Below are 18,341 nucleotides of genomic sequence, written 5' to 3'. Positions count from 1 at the left end.
GAGATCTCCCCATGACCTCCGAACGCGTCACCGACCCTCGCGCCTTCGGTCGTGTCGCCGTTCTCATGGGCGGTACATCGTCGGAGCGCGAAGTGTCGCTCGACTCCGGTCGCAACTGCCTGGAGGCGCTGAAGCGTCGCGGTGTCGATGCGCGTGCGGTCGACGGCATTCCGGCACTGGTCGAGGAAGTGATCGCGAAGCGTGTCGATCGCGTCTTCAACATCCTGCACGGCCATCACGGCGGCGGCGAGGACGGCATCCTGCAGGGACTGCTGGAAGCGTTCGGCATTCCCTACACGGGTTCCGATGTGCTCGGCTCGGCGCTGTCGATGGACAAGATCCGCACCAAGCAGGTGTGGTTGTCGCTCGGGCTGCCGACGCCGCGCTATGTGCGTCTGGCCCGTAACGACGATGTGGCGCAAGCGGCGAATTCGCTCGGGCTGCCAGTCATCGTGAAACCCGCCTGCGAAGGTTCGAGCGTTGGCGTGAGTCGCGTGTTCAGCGAGAAGGATCTGCCGAGCGCGTTTGCGTTGGCGGCACGTTACGAAGGCGATCTGCTCGTGGAGCAGATGATCGTCGGCGAGGAATACACGGTGGGCATTCTGGGTGACACGGCGCTGCCGACCATCCGCATCGTTCCCGCGGGCGAGTATTACGACTACCACGCGAAGTACATCGCCGAAGATACGCAGTACATCTGCCCTGGTCTCAGCGACCAGGCGGAAGACGAGATGCGGGCGCTGGCGCTGGCGGCATTCCAGACTGCCGGCTGCGCCGGTTGGGGTCGCGTCGACGTGATGCGCGATCGCAGCGGCGCCAATTACCTGCTCGAGGTCAACACCGCGCCCGGCATGACGAGTCACTCGCTGGTGCCGAAGGCAGCGCGCGTTTCCGGCATCGAGTTCGATGATCTGGTGTGGCAAGTGCTGGAGACCAGCTTGACGCGCGGAGGGACACGCCCGTGAAGCTGGCTTCGCGCAAACGCAATCGCCGCAAGGCCGAAGGCAATGCGACGCCCGGCTGGCTGGCACATCTGTCGCTCGAGCGTCTGCAGCCGCTGTTCAGTGAAACGATCCGGCCGGTGCTTGGCATGTCGGGCGTGATCCTCGGCGCTTTGCTCGCAATCTGGGGACTGACCACGGCGCTCGATCGGCCCATCGCGAAAATCGAAGTGGCGGCGCAGTTTCAGCGCGTCGCGCCGATCCAGATCGACGAAGCCGTGGCGTCGTTTCGTGGTGCCGGATTCCTTTCCGTCGACCTCGATGCCCTGCAGGCGTCACTCGAAACGATTCCGTGGGTGGATCGGGCGCGCGTCGAGCGTCGCTGGCCGCGTGCGGTGCGCGTAGTGATCACCGAGCACGTGGCTGCTGCGCGCTGGGGCGAGGACGGATTGATGAATACGCGCGGCGAACTGTTCCTGAAGCACTCGCGACACATTCCGCCGGAGCTGCCGCAGCTGATCGGCCCGGAAGGCACGGAGGAGGCCGTCGCGCGTCTGTATCTCGACAGCTATCCGCGCCTGCTCGCCGTGGGCATGCGGCTGGCAAAGGTCGAGCTGGATCCGCGCGGCGCCTGGGAACTGACGCTCTCCAATGCGGTTCATGTGCGACTTGGACGGCAGGACGTGCCCGAGCGACTCGAGCGTTTCCTGCGTGTAGCCAGTCCGCTGGTGGCGGCCCGCAGCAACGAAGTGGGCTACGTCGATCTGCGTTACAGCAATGGTTTTTCGGTGGGCTGGAATCCGCCGGCGACGCGCGTTGCGCGCGATGCCGCGGGATCCATGCCGGATGCGTAACCGACTCTGACTGCAAGGTGGGAAGTGGCTAGAAAGAATGACCGCAATCTGATCGTAGGCCTGGACATCGGTACGTCCAAGGTCGTCGCGATCGTGGGCGAGATGACACACGACGGCTCGCTGGAAGTCGTCGGTCTCGGCTCGCATCCCTCACGCGGCCTGAAGCGCGGTGTCGTCGTCAACATCGAATCGACGGTGCAGTCGATCCAGCGCGCCGTGGAGGAGGCGGAACTGATGGCGGGTTGCGAGATCCACTCGGTCTACGCCGGCATCGCCGGCAGCCATGTGCGCAGCCTCAATTCGCACGGCATCGTCGCGATCCGCAACAAGGAAGTGACCTCCGAAGACGTCGAGCGCGTCATCGATGCGGCGCGCGCCGTGGCGATCCCCGCGGACCAGAAGATCCTGCACATCCTGCCGCAGGAGTTCCTGATCGACAGCCAGGAAGGTATCCGCGAGCCGATCGGCATGTCGGGCGTGCGTCTCGAAGCGAAAGTCCACATCGTGACCGGCGCGGAAAGCGCCGCGCAGAACATCGTCAAGTGCGTGCAGCGTTGCGGTCTCACCGTCGAAGACGTCGTGCTGGAGCAGCTCGCGTCCAGTTACGCAGTACTGGCGGACGACGAGAAGGAGCTGGGCGTGTGCCTGGTCGATATCGGCGGCGGCACGACGGACATCGCCGTGTTCTCCGGCGGCGCCATACGGCATACAGCCGTGATTCCGATCGCCGGCGATCAGGTGACCAACGACATCGCCGTCAGCCTGCGCACGCCGACGCATCACGCCGAAGAGATCAAGATGAAGTTCGCCTGCGCGCTGTCGCAGCTCGCGAACTCGGATGAAACGATCGAAGTGCCGAGCGTGGGCGATCGTCCGCCGCGTCGGCTGGCACGTCAGACGCTCGCCGAAGTGGTCGAGCCGCGCTACGAGGAATTGTTCGCGCTCGTGCGCGAAGAGCTGCGCCGATCCGGATTCGAGGAAGTGATCGCCGCCGGCGTGGTGCTGACGGGCGGCAGCGCAAAGATGGAAGGCGCAGTCGAACTCGCCGAAGAAGTGTTCCACATGCCCGTGCGGCTCGGCATCCCGCAGCACATCAGCGGCCTGGTGGACGTAGTGAGTAATCCGATCCACTCGACGGGTGTGGGCCTGCTGCTGTACGGCCGCGAGAACTACATGCGCGGCCGGCGCGATTCGCCCATTGGCGGGAATGCGCGTGGCGTGGTCGATCGGATGAAGGCCTGGTTTCAAGGCAATTTCTGATCCCGCGAGGCGGGATCGGCGTTGCCGATGTTGAGATTGAAGGGCGATGCAGCGTGCCTCTGAACACGGTTGCATCGGGTTGTATCGACAATTGATTGAGAGATGTCTTTAAGGCATCGAGGGGACTAACGATGTTTGTACTTGCTGATACAGAGAATCAAGGGGCCGTGATCAAGGTCATCGGCGTGGGCGGCGGCGGCGGCAATGCCGTGTCGCACATGATCCAGACCGGCATCGAAGGCGTGGATTTCATCTGCCTCAATACGGATGCTCAGGCGCTGAAGCATTCGAAGGTCAAAGTCGGTCTGCAGATCGGCTGCAATATCACCAAGGGTCTGGGCGCGGGCGCCGATCCTGAAGTCGGTCGTCAGGCGGCGATGGAAGACCGCGATCGCATCATCGAGATGATCGAAGGCTCCGACATGCTCTTCATCACTGCCGGCATGGGCGGTGGCACGGGCACGGGCGCGGCGCCGGTCGTGGCGCAGATCGCGAAGGAACTGGGCATCCTGACGGTCGCCGTCGTGACGCGTCCGTTCGACATGGAAGGCCGCAAGCGCATGGGCTCGGCGGAACACGGCATCAGCGAACTCAGCCGTCACGTCGACTCGCTGATCACGATTCCGAACCAGAAACTGCTCACGGTGCTCGGCGGCGATGTGACGCTGCTCGATGCGTTCAAGGCCGCGAACCAGGTGCTGCAGGGCGCGGTGCAGGGCATTGCCGAACTGATCACCAAGCCCGGCATGATCAACGTCGACTTTGCCGACGTGCGCACCGTGATGGCTGAAACCGGTATGGCGATGATGGGCTCGGGCTCGGCTCGCGGCGAGAACCGCGCGCGCGAAGCGGCCGAAGCTGCTGTTTCCAGCCCGCTGCTCGAAGACGTCAATCTGCACGGCGCTCACGGCCTGCTGATCAACGTCACCTGCGGCATGGATCTGCGTACCAGCGAATTCAGCGTGGTTGGCGATACGGTCAAGCAGTACGCATCGGAAGATGCGAACGTGGTGGTCGGCTGTGTCATCGATCCCGAAATGAACGAAGACATCCGCGTCACCGTCGTGGCGACCGGTATCGGCCGGCCGGTGGCCGAGCAGGCACCGCAGCCCGATGCCCGCAAGATGACGGCGATTGCTGGTGGTCGCACCGGTCGTGTGCCGACGCTGGATGATCTGCACGTGCCGACTTACATCCGCAATCAGCGAGACAGCGGGCGGGAGAGTGGCCGGGAATACGGTCGCGATTCCATGCCGCAGCGCCGTGCGGTGGGGGATGGCCTCAACTCCGACGACACCGCGATGCTGGATATCCCTGCATTCCTGCGGCGTCAGGCGGACTGAGAAGGAAGGTTTGCAGGCGGTAGGGGCAGGCGGTAGGCGCTAGCCAGATCGCGATGCATTGCATCGCGTCAGACCGGGCGGATGGTCCCTCCGCCCGGCGTGGTACATCGTGTGGATTCCCGGCAAGTCAGAGGCTTGTCGGGAATTCAGTGCGGTGCTACGGTTCGCGCGCTTTCCGATGGCGCCCCACCGCGGCCCGCAGGCGGTTTCGCTCTCTATCTGGCTACAGCCTACGGCCTATAGCCTACAGCCTGAATTTCCATGCTTCGCCAACGAACCCTCAAGAATTCCATTCGAGCCACCGGCGTCGGACTGCATTCCGGCAAGAAGGTGCTCATGGTGGTGAAGCCTGCGCCTCCCGACACCGGCGTCATATTTCGCCGCACCGACCTCGACCCGGTCATCGATGTGCCTGCCTGCGCCGAGAACGTCGGCGAGACCACACTGGGCACCACTCTTATAAAAGGCGATTCGCGGGTCAGCACGATCGAACACCTGATGTCGGCCTTCGCTGGCCTTGGCATCGACAACGCATACGTCGAACTGTCGGCCGAAGAAGTGCCGATCATGGATGGCAGCGCGGGACCTTTCGTGTTCCTGCTGCAGTCGGCCGGTGTGGAAGAACAAGCGGCGCCGAAGCGATTTGCCCGCATCCTGCAGCCCATCCAGGTGGAGGAGGGCGACAAGTGGGCGCGCTTCACGCCCTACAACGGTTTCAAGGTCAACTTCGAGATCGAGTTCAATCACCCGATCTTCAAGAAGCGCGATCAGACCGCGACCATGGATTTTTCCAGCACGTCGTTCCTGCGCGAAATCAGCCGCGCGCGCACGTTCGGGTTCATGCGCGATCTCGAATTCATGCGCTCGAAGAATCTCGCGCTGGGCGGCACCATGGAGAACGCCATCGTGCTCGATGACACGCGCGTGCTCAACGAGGAAGGCCTGCGTTACGAAGATGAGTTCGTGAAGCACAAGATCCTCGATGCCATCGGTGATCTGTACCTGCTGGGCCGCGGCATCCTGGCCGAGTTCAGCGGGTTCAAGTCCGGTCACGCGCTCAACAATCGTCTGCTGCGCAAACTGATCGCGACGCCGGATGCGTGGGAGCAAGTGACCTTCGAAGGCAACGAGCAGTCACCCATCTCTTATATGCCGGCGACCGCCCTCGCGGCCGGGGCATAGCACCCTTCTGATTCTTCTGTGGGTCCGCCTGCAGCTCATCCCGGCCTGCCGACCTTCACCTGTACTTTTGTGAATTGGGTCTCGCCCTGAGTCTGCAGCTGTTCCTTCAGGGTTTCCTGCAAAAAATGAATGCGCGAGCCCCAGGCGGCGGAGTCCGTCACGATCACCAGCGTATCATCGCGGTAACTTGCTGAAACGACATGGATTTTCTCCTCGTCCGAGAGCGCGGAGCGCACCCGCTTAGTCAAATCGAGCGTTTCCTGCGTGCGACGCTCCAGTTGCGCAAGCAGGGCTCCCAGCCCGCTCGAAATAGGCTTCATAGGTTCAGACATAAGCTGAAAACTGCATTGTGTGCGATGGCTGCTTGATCTTTGGGATGCGGATTCTGCATATTCCCCATCGCTGTTAAGGGCAAACCCGCCGAAAGGCGGGGACGCAAAGCCACCGGTCTAAGGACGCTGCCCCATTCGTCAAACGAATATGGGCAGGGCGGTCACGATAGCGGGGTTACCAGGATGTACAACTCGAATCATCAGGTTCTACGTCCACACCCCAGGTAGTGCCGTTGGTTGCAGCTCTCGATGCGCTGTCGCCGGCAGGACGTTTTTGTCGCGCCATATTTTTCAGGACGCGAGGCTTTATCGAATGAACGTCATCGTCTTTTCCAAACGCCTGGGGCGCGCTCGCCAGATCGAGCTTGGCCGCCCCATGGCTGCGACGGTGACTATCGGTCTTATCGTAACGGTGCTTGCCGGCGTTCTGTTCGCCGGAGTCCAGCTGGGCCGCAGCAATATTTTCGCCCCCACCGCCCAGGTTGCTGACTGGGGCCGTCGCCTCGAAGACCAGCGCCAGCAGGTGCTGGATGCGAAGCAGGAGCTGCAGAATCGTCTCGATGCGCTGGCTGGCCGGGTGGGTCAGATGAACGCCCATGTGATTCGCCTCGATGCCCTGGGTCGTCGCCTCACCGAGATGGCGAACCTCGACAAGGGCGAGTTCGATTTCGACCGCGTGCCCGCGATCGGCGGACCGGAGGCCCTTGCGGAAGGCGCCCTGGTCGCGGCGCCCGATATCGCTTCGATGCTCGATAGCCTGAGTCGTCAGATCAAGGACCGCGAACGGCAGCTCAGTGTGCTGGAAAGCCTGATCTCGACCCGCAATCTCAACCGCCAGATCGTCCCGGGTGGTCGTCCGGTCGTGCAGGGCTGGATTTCCTCCTACTTCGGACAGCGCACCGATCCATTCAGTGGCCGGACCGCCACTCACAAGGGCATCGATTTCGCGGGCCCCGCCGGGTCGCAGGTCGTCGCCGTCGCGGCCGGCGTGGTGACTTATGCCAAGGACCGCTTCGGCTACGGCAAGACCGTCGAGATCAATCACGGCAATGGCTATGTGACGCGTTACGCGCACAATCAGCGCACCTTGGTCACGCCGGGCGATACCGTACAGAAAGGCCAGTCCATTGCCCTGCTCGGCTCGACAGGCCGCTCCACCGGGCCGCACCTGCATTTCGAAGTGCTGAAGAACGGTCGGGCCATCGACCCGATGAAATTCGTCAGGCAGTAAGAAGATAAAGCCCCGGATCCAGGTCGAAAGGGTGCGGATCTGGTTTGATTACGAAGCTTTAACGTCACGGATTGCGGCGCACGAAGCGCAAAAGTCTTTCCCCTGCCTTGTTTTCTGACCTAGAGCCTAGAGCCTAGGGCCTGGCGCCTTTCCCCGGCGTGTACAATCGCGTCCTTTCTGTCGGCCCACCTCGGAGCTCTCTCTCGTGGCGAATTGGCTCAGCCAACTGTTCGGTAGCCGCAATCAGCGGATCGTAAGTGGATATTCGAAGGCTGTCGGCCGGACCACCGCTCTGGAGCCCGCGTTACAGGCGCTGAGCGATGAAGCGCTGCGGGCCAAGACCGACGAGTTCCGTCAGCGCCTCGCAAACGGTACGGAGCTGCAGGACATCCTGCCGGAGGCGTTCGCAGCGGTTCGCGAGGCTGCGCGCCGCACGCTCGGCATGCGTCACTTCGATGTGCAGCTCATCGGCGGCATGGCGCTGAACGACGGCAAGATCTCGGAAATGCGCACCGGTGAAGGCAAGACGCTGGTCGCGACCCTGCCCGCCTATCTGAATGCATTGCCGGCGAAGGGCGTACACGTCGTCACTGTCAACGAATACCTGGCACAGCGCGACGCGGATTGGATGCGTCCGGTTTACGAATTCCTCGGCCTTACGGTCGGCGTGATCAGGAGCGGCCAGTCGTCGGAAGAGAAGCGCGCGGCCTACGCCTGCGACATCACGTACGGCACCAACAACGAATTCGGCTTCGACTACCTGCGCGACAACCTGGCGTTCCGCATCGAAGATCGCACGCAGCGCGGTCTTGCGTTCGCGATCGTCGACGAAGTGGACTCGATCCTGATCGACGAGGCACGCACGCCGCTGATCATCTCCGGGCCCGCGGAAGAGAGCACCGAGCTGTACGTTGCCATCAACAAGCTGGTCCCCCGGCTCAAACGCCAGGAGACGGAAGAAGGCGAGGGCGACTACTGGGCGGATGAGAAATCACGTCAGGTGTATCTGTCCGACTCCGGCCATGAGCGCGCTGAGGAACTGATCACCGAGGCAGGCCTGCTCGGACCGGACCAAAGTCTTTACGACGCGGCCAACATCCGGTTGATGCACCACCTGAATGCGGCGCTGCGTGCCCACGCGCTGTATCACCGCGACGTCGAATACATCGTCCGCAACGGCGAAGTCATCATCGTCGACGAATTCACCGGCCGCACCATGCAGGGCCGGCGCTGGTCGGACGGCCTGCATCAGGCGGTCGAGGCGAAGGAAGGCGTGCGGGTCCGGGAGGAAAACCAGACCGTCGCGTCGATCACCTTCCAGAACTACTTCCGCATGTACACGAAGCTGTCGGGGATGACCGGCACGGCGGATACGGAAGCATTCGAGTTCCAGTCCATCTACGGCCTGGAAGTGGTCGTGATCCCGACGCACCGGGCGATGATCCGCAAGGACTATGCGGACTTCGTCTACCTGAACGCCAAGGACAAGTTCGACGCCATCATCGAAGACATTCGTGACTGCGTGGCGCGTGGCCAGCCGGCTCTGGTCGGTACGACGTCTATCGAGACCTCGGAGTATCTCGCCGGCCTCTTGCAGGAACACAAGATTCCGCACGAAGTACTGAACGCGAAACAGCACGAGCGCGAAGCACAGATCGTTGCCCAGGCCGGGCGTGCGGGCTCCGTGACGATCGCAACGAACATGGCCGGCCGTGGCACGGACATCGTGCTGGGCGGCAATCCCGAATCGGAGCTGCACGGCATCGATCCGAGCGATACGGCTGCGCGGCAGCTCGCGCGCGATGAATGGCAGAAGCGTCACGATGCGGTGCTCGCCGCAGGCGGCCTGCATATCATCGGCACCGAGCGACACGAGTCGCGGCGTATCGACAATCAGCTGCGCGGTCGTGCGGGCCGTCAGGGCGATGCGGGTTCCAGCCGCTTCTATCTCTCGCTCGAAGACAACCTGATGCGCATCTTCGGCGATCCGGGACGCACCAAGCGCTGGTTGCAGACAGCGGGCATGAAGGAAGGCGAAGTCATCGAGAGTCGCATGCTCTCCAAGCAGATCGAACGCGCGCAGCGCAAGGTCGAAGCCCACAACTTCGACGCCCGCAAGAACCTGCTCGAGTACGACGATGTCGCCAACGATCAGCGCAAGGTGATCTACCAGCAGCGTACCGAGCTGATGGCTGCGGAAGACGTCGCCGATGCCGTTGCGGGTATTCGCCAGGAAGTCGTGAATGCGATCTGCGACCGCTTCCTGCCGCAGGGCAGTCCCGAAGAAATGTGGAACATCGACGGCCTGACGGAATCGCTGCAGCGCGACTTTGGCGTGCCCCTCGACGTCAAGGGCTGGCTCCAGGAGGACACCAACCTCACTGACCAGGACGTGCGGGAACGCATCGCCAGGACGCTCGATGATGCCTATGAGGCCAAGGTCGACACGTACGGCGCGCCGGTCGTGCGGCATCTCGAAAAGGCCATCATGCTGCAACAGCTCGACTCGCACTGGCGCGAGCACCTGGCGGCAATGGACTACCTGCGCCAGGGCATTCATCTGCGCAGCTATGCGCAGAAGAACCCCAAGCAGGAGTACAAGCGCGAAGCATTCGAATTGTTCTCATCGATGCTCGATCGCATCAAGCACGACACGGTGTCGCTGCTGTCGCGGATGCAGCTGCGCACGCAGGCAGAGATCGATGCCGAAGAGGCGGAGCGACAGGCCAGGCTCGAACGCGCCATGCGCTTTCAGCATGCCGCTCCGGAGCAGATCACTGCACCGCCGCAACCCGAGCCGTTGCCGCTGGAAGAAGAAACCGCTCCCGTCTCGCAATTTGTCCGCGAGACCAAGAAAGTCGGCCGCAACGAAGCGTGTCCGTGCGGTTCAGGAAAGAAGTACAAACACTGCCACGGTGCGTTGGTGAAGGAAGGGTAATCGCCCTTCGTCATTTCCCCCGCGGCGTGACCGAAAGGAAGTCCCGCGGGAGAAGCCATTGCTCGTTACTGGACTGCGACCAAAGAAAAATTCCGCGGGGCCGTCTGCGCGGGAGTGACGGAATGCCAAAAACCATGACCGCCATGCGTCCACCTGCTCATGTCCTTGCCGGCGCCATCTTCGATAGCGAAGGTCGCGTCCTCGTTGCGCAACGCCCCTCCGGCAAACACATGGCTGGCGGCTGGGAGTTCCCTGGCGGCAAACGCGAGCCCGGCGAAGAGCGCATCGAAGCGCTACGCCGCGAGCTGCAGGAAGAACTCGGCATCGACGTGCACAGCGCCGAGCCCCTGGTCTGCTACGACCACCAGTATCCCGATCGCCTCATCACTCTCGACCTATGGCTCGTGACGAAGTATTCGGGTGTCCCGAGCTCATGCGAGGGCCAGACGCTCGGCTGGGTGAAAGTGGCCGATCTGGAAAAGACGGGATTGCTCGAAGCGGACAAACCGATGATTCCCGCGTTGGAGCGGGTCGAATCATGGGCGCTGGGGTGCAAGCTCTGATCTCAATTAACAATTGATAATTCACAACTGATAATTCGTCAGTGCCCTTGGCTTCAGTTGTTCATTGTGAATCGTTAATTGGATTCCCCGAGCGTCCGCCCGAAGAATCTCAGCACCATCTCGTAGTAGTGCCTTCCCGTCTGCGGCATGCGAGTCAATCCATGCTTGCTTCCCGGATACGTCATCACATCGAACGGCGTATCGAGCGTCTGTAATCGCTGCATCAGCATCGTGCTGTGTGTGAACAGCACGTTGTCGTCGGCCATGCCGTGCACCAGTAACAAGTGCCCGTGGAGCGAATCGGCGTAGGGCAGCACACCGCTGACTTCATAGCCGTTACCTACATCAGGCATGCCCAGGTAGCGTTCCGTGTAGTGCGTGTCGTACAGGCGCCAGTCGGTGACCGGTGCGCCGGCGACGCCTGCCTTGAAGGCCTTCGTGGTCGTGAGCGCCAGCAGCGACATGTAGCCGCCGTAGCTCCAGCCCATGATGCCGATGCGCTCGCTGTCGACGAATGGCTGGCCCTTCAGAAATTCGACGCCACGCAGCTGGTCCTCGATTTCGATCTTGCCCAATCGTCCGCTGATGGCGGTGTCGAATGTCTCGCCGCGGAAGCCGGAGCCGCGATTGTCGAGCGAGAACACCACGAAGCCGTTCTGTGCCAGCACCTGTCTGAAATAGCCCTGCACGGCGCGCGCGCCTCCCATCCAGTCCTTGCGCACGTACTGCATCTGCGGACCGCCATACACGTCGATCACGACCGGATAGCGCCTGCCCGGCTCCATAACCGGCGGCTTGATCAGGCGGAAGTAGAGATCCTGTCCGTCGGCCGCCTTGATGGAGCCAAACTCCTCCTTCGAGTGCCTCGCGACGAACGGATGGTAGGGATGACTTGCATCCAGTGCATTGCGTTCAAGCCAGCGATGCACGTTGCCGTCGAGTGAGCGCAGGCTGGCCGTGGGCGGCTGGTCCGGTGATGACCATTGATCGAGATAGAGCCGTCCGCCGGGCATGAGGTTGGCGCTGTGCCAGCCGGCCTCACGCGAAATTCTGCGCGGGCTGCCCGGGGTTTTCGTAGTCAGCGACGCAACATAGAGGTGGCGTTCGAGGGGCGACGCTTCGTTCGCCGTGAAATATACGAGCGCCCTGGTTTCATCGATTCCCACGACGCCGTTCTCGGTGCCATCACCGACGACCATCCAGGGTCCGTCGGTGAGTTGACGGATCAGCGTGCCGTCGAGATCGTAGAGATAGAGGTGCCGATAGCCGGAGCGCCTCGAGGCCCAGATGAAAGCATCGCGTTGCTCCAGAAAGCGCAGATCATCGTGAAGTTCGATCCAGGCAGGGCTGCTCTCAGTCAGGAGTACGCGTGTGTTGCCCCGGGTTGCATGGACTTTCAGCAACTCCAGTTTTTTCTGGTCGCGAGTCTGTTTCTGTACAGCCAGGTGCTGCGAGTCCCGAAACCAGTTCACGCGTGCCAGGTAGCCATCATCGAAGTCGATATCGATGGGAGTGATGGTCCCGGACTTCAGCTCCACGACTTTGAGCTCGACATGCGTGTTTGCAGTACCCGCGGCCGGATAGCGTTGACGCGACACGCGGGCGCCATCGGCATTGATCTCGAGCCGCTCGAATTCCTGAACCGGTGTGTCGTCGATGCGTGTGAAGGCGATGCGGTGTTCGTCGGGCGACCACCAGTAGCCGGTAGTGCGGTCCATTTCCTCCTGCGCCACGAATTCGGCCACGCCATTCTGGATCAATCCCTCGCCATCACTCGTCAGCGCGCGTTCCACGCCGGTGTCGATGTCCAGGACGAACAAGTCCTGGTCGCGCACGAAACTCACGTACCGGCCACGGGGCGAAAATCGCGCGTCGGTCTCATAGGCGTCGGTCCGCGTCAGTTGCCGGACCGGATTCGCTTTCGCGCGGAAGTCGTAGAGATACAGGTCCCCGCCCAAGGGAACGAGCAGGCGCCTGCCGTCGGCGGAGAACTTGTACTCGACGATGCCGCGTAACGAAGCAGTACGCTGACGCTCGCGGCGCGCTTCTTCTTCGGCCGATAGGCGTTCGTTGTTGCCGGCGAAGGCACGTGAATCCACGAGCAGCTTCGGTTCGCCGGAGCGGGTGTCGAATGCCCAGAGATCGAGTTGATCCTTGTCGTCCGGCTTACCCTGCAGGAACGTGACATAGCGACCGTCAGGGGAAAATTCCGGGGCGCGGAGTCGCGGACCGCTCAGGTCCGTGCCGCTGAACAATCGTTCGACACTGAGGAGTGATTGCGCCGGCGCTGGCGCTGCGGCGAATGCGGCAGGCAGCATCAGGGAAACGACGAACAGGGCTGTTGTATACCGCATCGATGCTGCCGAAGGTTGTAGTCTTTGGTCACTGGGTCGCGTGATCACGACCTTACCTCATTATCTTGGCCGATGACTTGGCGCCGCGGTGTGTGTAGCCGCGACGCCAGCGAGGATACTCAATGAAACAGACCGCCATGGCTGCATGTCTGCTGCTGCCTTCACTGCTGAGTGCCGAGATCACTGCTGGCCACGTGGCCACCGACCCCCTTGCTTATCCCGCGTCCCGTCAAAGCGGTCAGGTCGACAGCTATCACGGTGTGCGCGTGGCCGACCCGTATCGCTGGCTCGAGAATGTCGGCAGCCCCGATGTGGCCGACTGGGTGGCCGCTCAGAACAAAGCATCACAGCCATTTCTCGAGGCCATTCCTGCCAGAGAGAAGATCAAGCAACGGTTGACCGAGCTATGGAACTACGAACGGTACGACGTGCCGCAGAAGCGGGGCGGACGCTATTTTTTCCTGCGCAACGACGGGCTGCAGAATCAGAGCGTGCTGTACGTGACGGAGTCGCTCGATGCTCAGCCGCGCGTGCTGCTCGATCCCAATAAATTCAGCGGCGATGCAACCGTCGCCCTGGGCGAGTTCGTCCCCAGCCCGGACGGCAAGCTGCTGGCGTACAGCCTGTCGGATGGCGGCACCGATTGGCGCACCTGGCACGTTCGCGATGTGGCAACGGGCAAGGATCTTCCGGACACCCTGCGCTACATGAAATTCCGCGAAGTCGCATGGACCGCGGATTCGAAATCGTTGTACTACGCGCGCTATCCATTGCGTGCCGATGGCAAGGGCGACGACTCGAAGCAGACATCGATCTATCGTCATCGCCTGGGATCGACCCAGGAATCGGATCCGCTCGTCTTCGCGGTCACGGATCACCCGACCCGCTCGCCGTATCCGCAGGTCTCCGACGATGGGCGCTACCTGATCATCTATCTGTATGACGGCTCGCAGAAGATGGGTGTCTTCTACCAGAAGCTCGATGCCGAGGCCTCGCCCAGCGGACCGGTGGTGCGTCTCTTCGATTCATTCGACGCGGACTACGATGTGGTCGGCGAGATCGACGACGTCTTCTTCGTTCTCACGACTCAGGGAGCGCCGAACTCGCGGCTGATCGCGGTTCCTGCTGAATCCGGTGGCGCAGCGAAGGCGCGCGACGTGCTCGCGGAAAAGCCCACGGCGCTGCTCGATGCGGCCGTGATCGGCAAGCGCATCGTCGCGCAGTACATCAAGGATGCGCATTCGCTCATCAGCGTCACGGACCTGTCGGGAAAATCCTTGTATGACGTGGCCCTGCCCGGGCTCGGTCAGGCATCCGGCTTCGAAGGCGGCCTCGACGATCCCGAGACGTTCTTTCTCTACACCGACTTCCTGACGCCGGGCTCGATCTCGCGCCTCGACGTGGCGACTGGCAAAGTCGATCTGTTCCGTGCTCCCAAGATTGCAGCGCAGACCGATCGGTATGTCACCGAGCAGGTCTTCTACAAGAGCAAGGACGGCACGCGGGTGCCGATGTTCATCACGCATCGCCGCGATCTGAAGAAGGACGGTACTGCGCCGCTGATGCTGTATGGCTACGGCGGATTCAACATCGCGCAACAGCCAGCGTTCAGCGTTCCGACGCTGGTCTGGCTGGAGATGGGCGGGGTGTTCGCGGTCGCCAATCTGCGCGGCGGTTCCGAGTACGGCGAGGCGTGGCATGAGGCCGGCACGCGCCTGCAGAAGCAGAACGTGTTCGATGATTTCATCGCGGCCGCCGAATGGCTGATCGCCGGGAAATACACATCCACGCCGAAGCTCGCGATCCGCGGCCGCAGCAACGGCGGCTTGCTGGTGGGGGCGGCCATGACGCAGCGGCCGGATCTGTTCGGCGCGGCGCTTCCCGGCGTCGGCGTCCTCGACATGCTGCGTTATCACACGGCAAGCGCCAACGCGCGACAGTGGTCCACCGACTACGGATTGAGCGAGGACGCCGCTGAGTTCCAGGCCCAGTACGCCTACTCTCCCGTGCACAACATCAAGGCGGGCACGTGCTATCCGCCGACGCTGATCACGACCGCCGATCGCGACGACCGCGTGGTGCCGTGGCACAGCTACAAGTTCGCCGCCGCGCTTCAGCATGCGCAGGGCTGCAAGAACCCGGTCCTGCTGCGTGTGGAGACGCGCGCAGGCCACGGCGCCGGCAAGCCGGTGTGGATGCAGATCGAGGACTGGGCTGATCAGTGGGCGTTTCTGGTCCACTCACTGCGAATGCAGTGAGTGGACGGCCAACTGGCTGACTGGCTGGCTAACTAATTGGCCGGAGGGGCGGCGGCCCGGCTGGAGCGGGTATCTGGTTCTTTCTTCTGTGGGTCCGGCTTCAGCCGGACAGCCGACTGACCGAATGTCCGGCTAAAGCCGGACCCACAGTTGTTGGTGGCCCAGAGCAACCTCAGCGCGAAGGCTGGCTGTCCGGCGAATGGTCGTCCAGTTCTTCCGGGTCGACACTCTCACCCGGAATCGCGTGCTTTTCCGCCGCCCACGCGCCCAGGTCGATCAGTTTGCAGCGCTCGGTGCAGAACGGCCGCCAGGGCGACGCTTCAGACCATTCGACGGGACGGTTGCAGGTGGGGCAGGGGACAGTGGGCATTTGCGGAGGCTAACCGGCCAACAGGCTCACCGGCAAACTGGTCAGAGAATTCGGCCTGCGTCCTGTGCGTTTCTGGCCAGTCGACCAGGCCTCACGTGCAGGTTGTCAGCAGGAACTTCACGTCGTCCCCGGTTTGCACCGGGCGGATATTGACGTCGTTCGCGGTCATGAAGCGGATGCTGCAGCGGTGGTGGCTGCCGCTGATCTCGGGAAACAGGTGGGTGTCGGGCGGCAGGGTGATGCGGATGAGCTGGCAGGGATTCTCCCGCTCGAAGGTCAGCTGGAAGGTGCCGCCTGCGGCAGTTTCCGGACGCGGCCTGGCGGCTCCGCGAGTCAGCCAGAGCAATTCGGTGACCGCGTCACACAGCGGCCGGATGGTCGACATCCAGCCGTTGAAGGCCTCGGTTCGCTGCTCGAACGGCTGATCCAGCCAGTGACGGTAGTCGGGTAGATCGAACTCGCAGGTGCCGCCGGGAATGGCGCTGCGATGTTTGATCGCGTTCAGGAATTCCGAGTCGCGCAGGCGCTGCATGAACATCGCGCCGGCGCTGTTCAGTTCAGTGCGCAGGTTTGTCAGGTTCGACAGCACGGCTTTCAGGCGACCGCCGTCGACCCCGGGCCGGGCGGCGTATTCGTGCATGACGGCCATCTGCCGTTCGAGTTCCTTCAGGACTTCGCTGCGGATGTCGCCGCGTGCGGTGATGGCGAGAATCTCCAGCAGTGAGCTCATTGCCGCGCGCGTCGACCACGGATCGGCGCGCTCTTCGTGATACAGCGTCTGCTGATACAGGAAATCCAGCCGCAGGAACGTACGCATCCGCTCGTTGAGCGGCTGTTCGTACACGGTGGGAGCGGTCTTCACCGCTCCAGTTGCGGTTGCGTCAGCGGAAGTCATCGCTGGATTGTGCTGCACTCAACGACGTGAGGGAAGCCAGTCATCGCATGGATCGCGATGATCGTGTCGCGTCGGATTTATGCGACGGTCGCGAGTCGCTCGTAGTTCTGATGCAGCGTGAGCACGAACTGCTCGAGGTCGGCCAGAGTTCCCGTGTTGACGATGACATCGTCCGCGACATTCAGGCGCTGCTCGCGGCTCGCCTGGGCCGCAAGAATGCTGCGAGCCTGCTCCGCATTCGACTGGTCCCGCGCCATCAGCCTTTCCATCTGCTGCTCTTCGGGACAGTCGACGACCAGGATCCGGTCGTACAGATCGCCGCGCCCGCCCTCCACCAGCAGGGGGATGACGTGGACCTGATAGGCACCATCAGCCGCCGCGGCACGCCGCGCAAGCTCTTCGCGAATGGCGGGATGTGTGATGGATTCCAGCAGCTGTCGCTGGGCGGGATCAGAGAAAACCCGCTCCCGCAGCCAGCGGCGATCGAGCCGGCCCGACGCATCCAGCGCCTCGCGCCCGAAGGATTCGACGATCTGCGCGAAGGCAGGCATCCCGGGCTCGACCACGTCCCGGGCGATCTGATCGGTATCCAGCACCGGCACGCCGAGGTTCTCGAACAGACGTGCAACAGCCGACTTGCCGCTGGCGATGCCGCCCGTCAGGGCGATGAGGAGAGGGCGGGGAGTCATAGGGCTTTAGACCGTAGCAGGAAATGAAGATCTGGGTGTTTCCGTCTCTGGCTACAGCCCAGAGCCCAGAGCCTCATCCTCCCATTCCGCTCACCCGCAGATAGCCGCCGACGATCTGATCTCCCCACATCAGCGCGATCCATCCCGCGGCTGCCAGGTAGGGACCGAACGGGATCGGAATATTGCGATCACGCCCCCGCACCACGATCAGTGCGATGCCCACGACGGCTCCGGTAAATGCCGACAGCAGAATGATCAGCGGCAGCATCTGCCAGCCCATCCACGCCCCCAGCGCCGCGAACAACTTGAAGTCGCCGTAGCCCATGCCTTCCTTGCCCGTGACCAGCTTGAACAGCTGATAGATGCTCCACAGGCTGAGGTAGCCGGCAACCGCGCCCAGGATGCTCGAGCGCATATCCACGGGCAGCCCGAAGTCAGACACGGTTCCCGCGAGACTCAACAGCAAGCCGATCCACATGAGGGGCAGGGTCATGTTGTCGGGCAGCAGCTGCGTATCGAAGTCGATGACCGTCAACGCGACCAGGAACCAGGTCAGCACGAGCGCCGCGCCGGTGTACCAGTGAAACCCGAACTTCCAGGCGACCGCCGCAGAGAGGATCGCCGTGACGAGTTCAACGATCGGATAGCGCGCAGAGATTTGGGTCCCGCACTTCGCACACTTGCCCTTGAGGAACAGATAGCTGATGACCGGGATGTTCTGCGCAGCCGTGATCATGGCGCCGCATTTGGGGCAAGCGGAGCGGGGGACGAAGAGGTTGTAGGGACCGTCGGCTGGCGTCTCTGATCCCTGTGGGTCCGGCTTCAGCCGGACGTCTTTACCGTCCGCCGTCCGCCGTCCGCCATTCGTTTCCTCCAGAATCTGCTGTGCCTGAGACTTCCAATCGCGCTCCAGCATGATCGGGACGCGGTGAATGACGACGTTGAGGAAGCTGCCGATCAGGAGTCCGAAAATGAATACCAGGCCGATCCAGGTCAGGGACGAGGTCGTGAGGCCGTAAATCAGCAGTTGAAAGACGGTTTCGATGTTCATAGCAGGCGGCAGTAGTGCTCTTTATGTTTGCCTAAAGGAAAACGCCGCGCAGTGCGCGGCGTCTCTTTCTCGTTCTTGCT

Annotated in this window: 15 protein-coding genes and 1 riboswitch; of the genes, 9 read left to right on the top strand and 6 right to left on the bottom strand. The window is 62.5% G+C overall.

Translation table 11 applies throughout. The features are described 5' to 3' along the window. Positions 1–11: 11 nt before the first annotated feature. The 5 genes from VIZ63_RS09250 (at position 12) to lpxC (ending at position 5,580) form a co-directional block, all read left to right on the top strand. Entirely contained in the window at positions 12–965 is a 954-nt protein-coding gene (locus tag VIZ63_RS09250; protein ID WP_331609279.1) for a D-alanine--D-alanine ligase, read from the top strand. Beyond that, complete coding sequence (locus VIZ63_RS09245; protein WP_331609278.1) at positions 962–1,795, top strand: cell division protein FtsQ/DivIB; 834 nt, start codon at positions 962–964, stop codon at positions 1,793–1,795. The genes VIZ63_RS09250 and VIZ63_RS09245 overlap by 4 nt, the downstream gene beginning before the upstream one ends. Positions 1,796–1,819: 24 nt before the next feature. Next, positions 1,820–3,055 (top strand): cell division protein FtsA, encoded by a 1,236-nt coding sequence (ftsA, locus tag VIZ63_RS09240; protein WP_331609277.1) that lies wholly within the window; start codon positions 1,820–1,822, stop codon positions 3,053–3,055. Positions 3,056–3,186: 131 nt separating this feature from the next. Beyond that, positions 3,187–4,398, top strand: a complete 1,212-nt coding sequence (ftsZ, locus tag VIZ63_RS09235) for a cell division protein FtsZ (protein WP_349261157.1) — start codon at positions 3,187–3,189, stop codon at positions 4,396–4,398. A 261-nt stretch (positions 4,399–4,659) separates the two neighbouring features. Continuing rightward, positions 4,660–5,580, top strand: coding sequence for a UDP-3-O-acyl-N-acetylglucosamine deacetylase (lpxC, locus tag VIZ63_RS09230; RefSeq protein WP_331609276.1), 921 nt, complete (start codon positions 4,660–4,662; stop codon positions 5,578–5,580). Between the two features lie 35 nt (positions 5,581–5,615). Here lpxC and VIZ63_RS09225 read toward each other — a convergent pair whose 3' ends face one another. After that, a complete protein-coding gene (locus VIZ63_RS09225) occupies positions 5,616–5,900 on the bottom strand; it encodes a DciA family protein (RefSeq protein WP_331609275.1) in 285 nt (94 codons plus the stop codon). An 80-nt stretch (positions 5,901–5,980) separates the two neighbouring features. Next, positions 5,981–6,095, top strand: a riboswitch (cyclic di-GMP riboswitch). A gap of 130 nt (positions 6,096–6,225) precedes the next feature. On the opposite strand from VIZ63_RS09225, the gene VIZ63_RS09220 reads away from it, so the two are divergent. From VIZ63_RS09220 to mutT, 3 genes are all read left to right on the top strand, one after another. Then, entirely contained in the window at positions 6,226–7,143 is a 918-nt protein-coding gene (locus VIZ63_RS09220; protein ID WP_331609274.1) for a M23 family metallopeptidase, read from the top strand. 205 nt (positions 7,144–7,348) lie between these two features. Next, entirely contained in the window at positions 7,349–10,081 is a 2,733-nt protein-coding gene (secA, locus tag VIZ63_RS09215; protein WP_331609273.1) for a preprotein translocase subunit SecA, read from the top strand. Between the two features lie 122 nt (positions 10,082–10,203). Continuing rightward, positions 10,204–10,644, top strand: a complete 441-nt coding sequence (gene mutT / locus VIZ63_RS09210) for an 8-oxo-dGTP diphosphatase MutT (RefSeq protein WP_331609272.1) — start codon at positions 10,204–10,206, stop codon at positions 10,642–10,644. 74 nt (positions 10,645–10,718) lie between these two features. Here the strand turns inward: mutT and VIZ63_RS09205 are convergent, their stop codons facing one another. Then, entirely contained in the window at positions 10,719–12,998 is a 2,280-nt protein-coding gene (locus VIZ63_RS09205; RefSeq protein WP_331609271.1) for a S9 family peptidase, read from the bottom strand. Between the two features lie 122 nt (positions 12,999–13,120). On the opposite strand from VIZ63_RS09205, the gene VIZ63_RS09200 reads away from it, so the two are divergent. Then, the gene (locus VIZ63_RS09200; RefSeq protein ID WP_331609270.1) at positions 13,121–15,256 is read left to right on the top strand and encodes a prolyl oligopeptidase family serine peptidase; all 2,136 of its coding nucleotides are present in this window, start codon (positions 13,121–13,123) and stop codon (positions 15,254–15,256) included. A gap of 172 nt (positions 15,257–15,428) precedes the next feature. On the opposite strand, the gene yacG is transcribed toward VIZ63_RS09200, so the two are convergent. From yacG to VIZ63_RS09180, 4 genes are all read right to left on the bottom strand, one after another. Further along, positions 15,429–15,626 (bottom strand): DNA gyrase inhibitor YacG, encoded by a 198-nt coding sequence (gene yacG / locus VIZ63_RS09195; protein WP_331609269.1) that lies wholly within the window; start codon positions 15,624–15,626, stop codon positions 15,429–15,431. Between the two features lie 91 nt (positions 15,627–15,717). Beyond that, positions 15,718–16,488, bottom strand: coding sequence for a cell division protein ZapD (zapD, locus tag VIZ63_RS09190; RefSeq protein ID WP_331609268.1), 771 nt, complete (start codon positions 16,486–16,488; stop codon positions 15,718–15,720). A 110-nt stretch (positions 16,489–16,598) separates the two neighbouring features. Further along, positions 16,599–17,210 carry a dephospho-CoA kinase gene (gene coaE, locus VIZ63_RS09185; protein ID WP_331609267.1) on the bottom strand — a complete coding sequence of 204 codons (612 nt, stop codon included), beginning with the start codon at positions 17,208–17,210 and terminating at the stop codon, positions 16,599–16,601. Between the two features lie 73 nt (positions 17,211–17,283). Continuing rightward, positions 17,284–18,261, bottom strand: coding sequence for an A24 family peptidase (locus tag VIZ63_RS09180; RefSeq protein WP_331609266.1), 978 nt, complete (start codon positions 18,259–18,261; stop codon positions 17,284–17,286). Positions 18,262–18,341: the final 80 nt, after the last annotated feature.

Source organism: Povalibacter sp., from assembly GCF_036520495.1.
Taxonomy (GTDB): domain Bacteria; phylum Pseudomonadota; class Gammaproteobacteria; order Steroidobacterales; family Steroidobacteraceae; genus Steroidobacter.
Note: the sequence above shows the minus strand (reverse complement) of the source record. Positions and strands in the feature narration are given on the sequence as shown.

Excerpts from the sequence above, each read along its gene's own strand:
- lpxC (WP_331609276.1), top strand. The coding sequence starts at position 4,660 with ATGCTTCGCCAACGAACCCTCAAGAATTCCATTCGAGCCACCGGCGTC.
- VIZ63_RS09205 (WP_331609271.1), bottom strand. The coding sequence starts at position 12,998 with ATGCGGTATACAACAGCCCTGTTCGTCGTTTCCCTGATGCTGCCTGCC.
- VIZ63_RS09200 (WP_331609270.1), top strand. The coding sequence starts at position 13,121 with ATGAAACAGACCGCCATGGCTGCATGTCTGCTGCTGCCTTCACTGCTG.
- mutT (WP_331609272.1), top strand. The coding sequence starts at position 10,204 with ATGCCAAAAACCATGACCGCCATGCGTCCACCTGCTCATGTCCTTGCC.
- yacG (WP_331609269.1), bottom strand. The coding sequence starts at position 15,626 with ATGCCCACTGTCCCCTGCCCCACCTGCAACCGTCCCGTCGAATGGTCT.
- VIZ63_RS09225 (WP_331609275.1), bottom strand. The coding sequence starts at position 5,900 with ATGAAGCCTATTTCGAGCGGGCTGGGAGCCCTGCTTGCGCAACTGGAG.
- coaE (WP_331609267.1), bottom strand. The coding sequence starts at position 17,210 with ATGACTCCCCGCCCTCTCCTCATCGCCCTGACGGGCGGCATCGCCAGC.
- VIZ63_RS09250 (WP_331609279.1), top strand. The coding sequence starts at position 12 with ATGACCTCCGAACGCGTCACCGACCCTCGCGCCTTCGGTCGTGTCGCC.
- VIZ63_RS09220 (WP_331609274.1), top strand. The coding sequence starts at position 6,226 with ATGAACGTCATCGTCTTTTCCAAACGCCTGGGGCGCGCTCGCCAGATC.
- VIZ63_RS09180 (WP_331609266.1), bottom strand. The coding sequence starts at position 18,261 with ATGAACATCGAAACCGTCTTTCAACTGCTGATTTACGGCCTCACGACC.
- ftsZ (WP_349261157.1), top strand. The coding sequence starts at position 3,187 with ATGTTTGTACTTGCTGATACAGAGAATCAAGGGGCCGTGATCAAGGTC.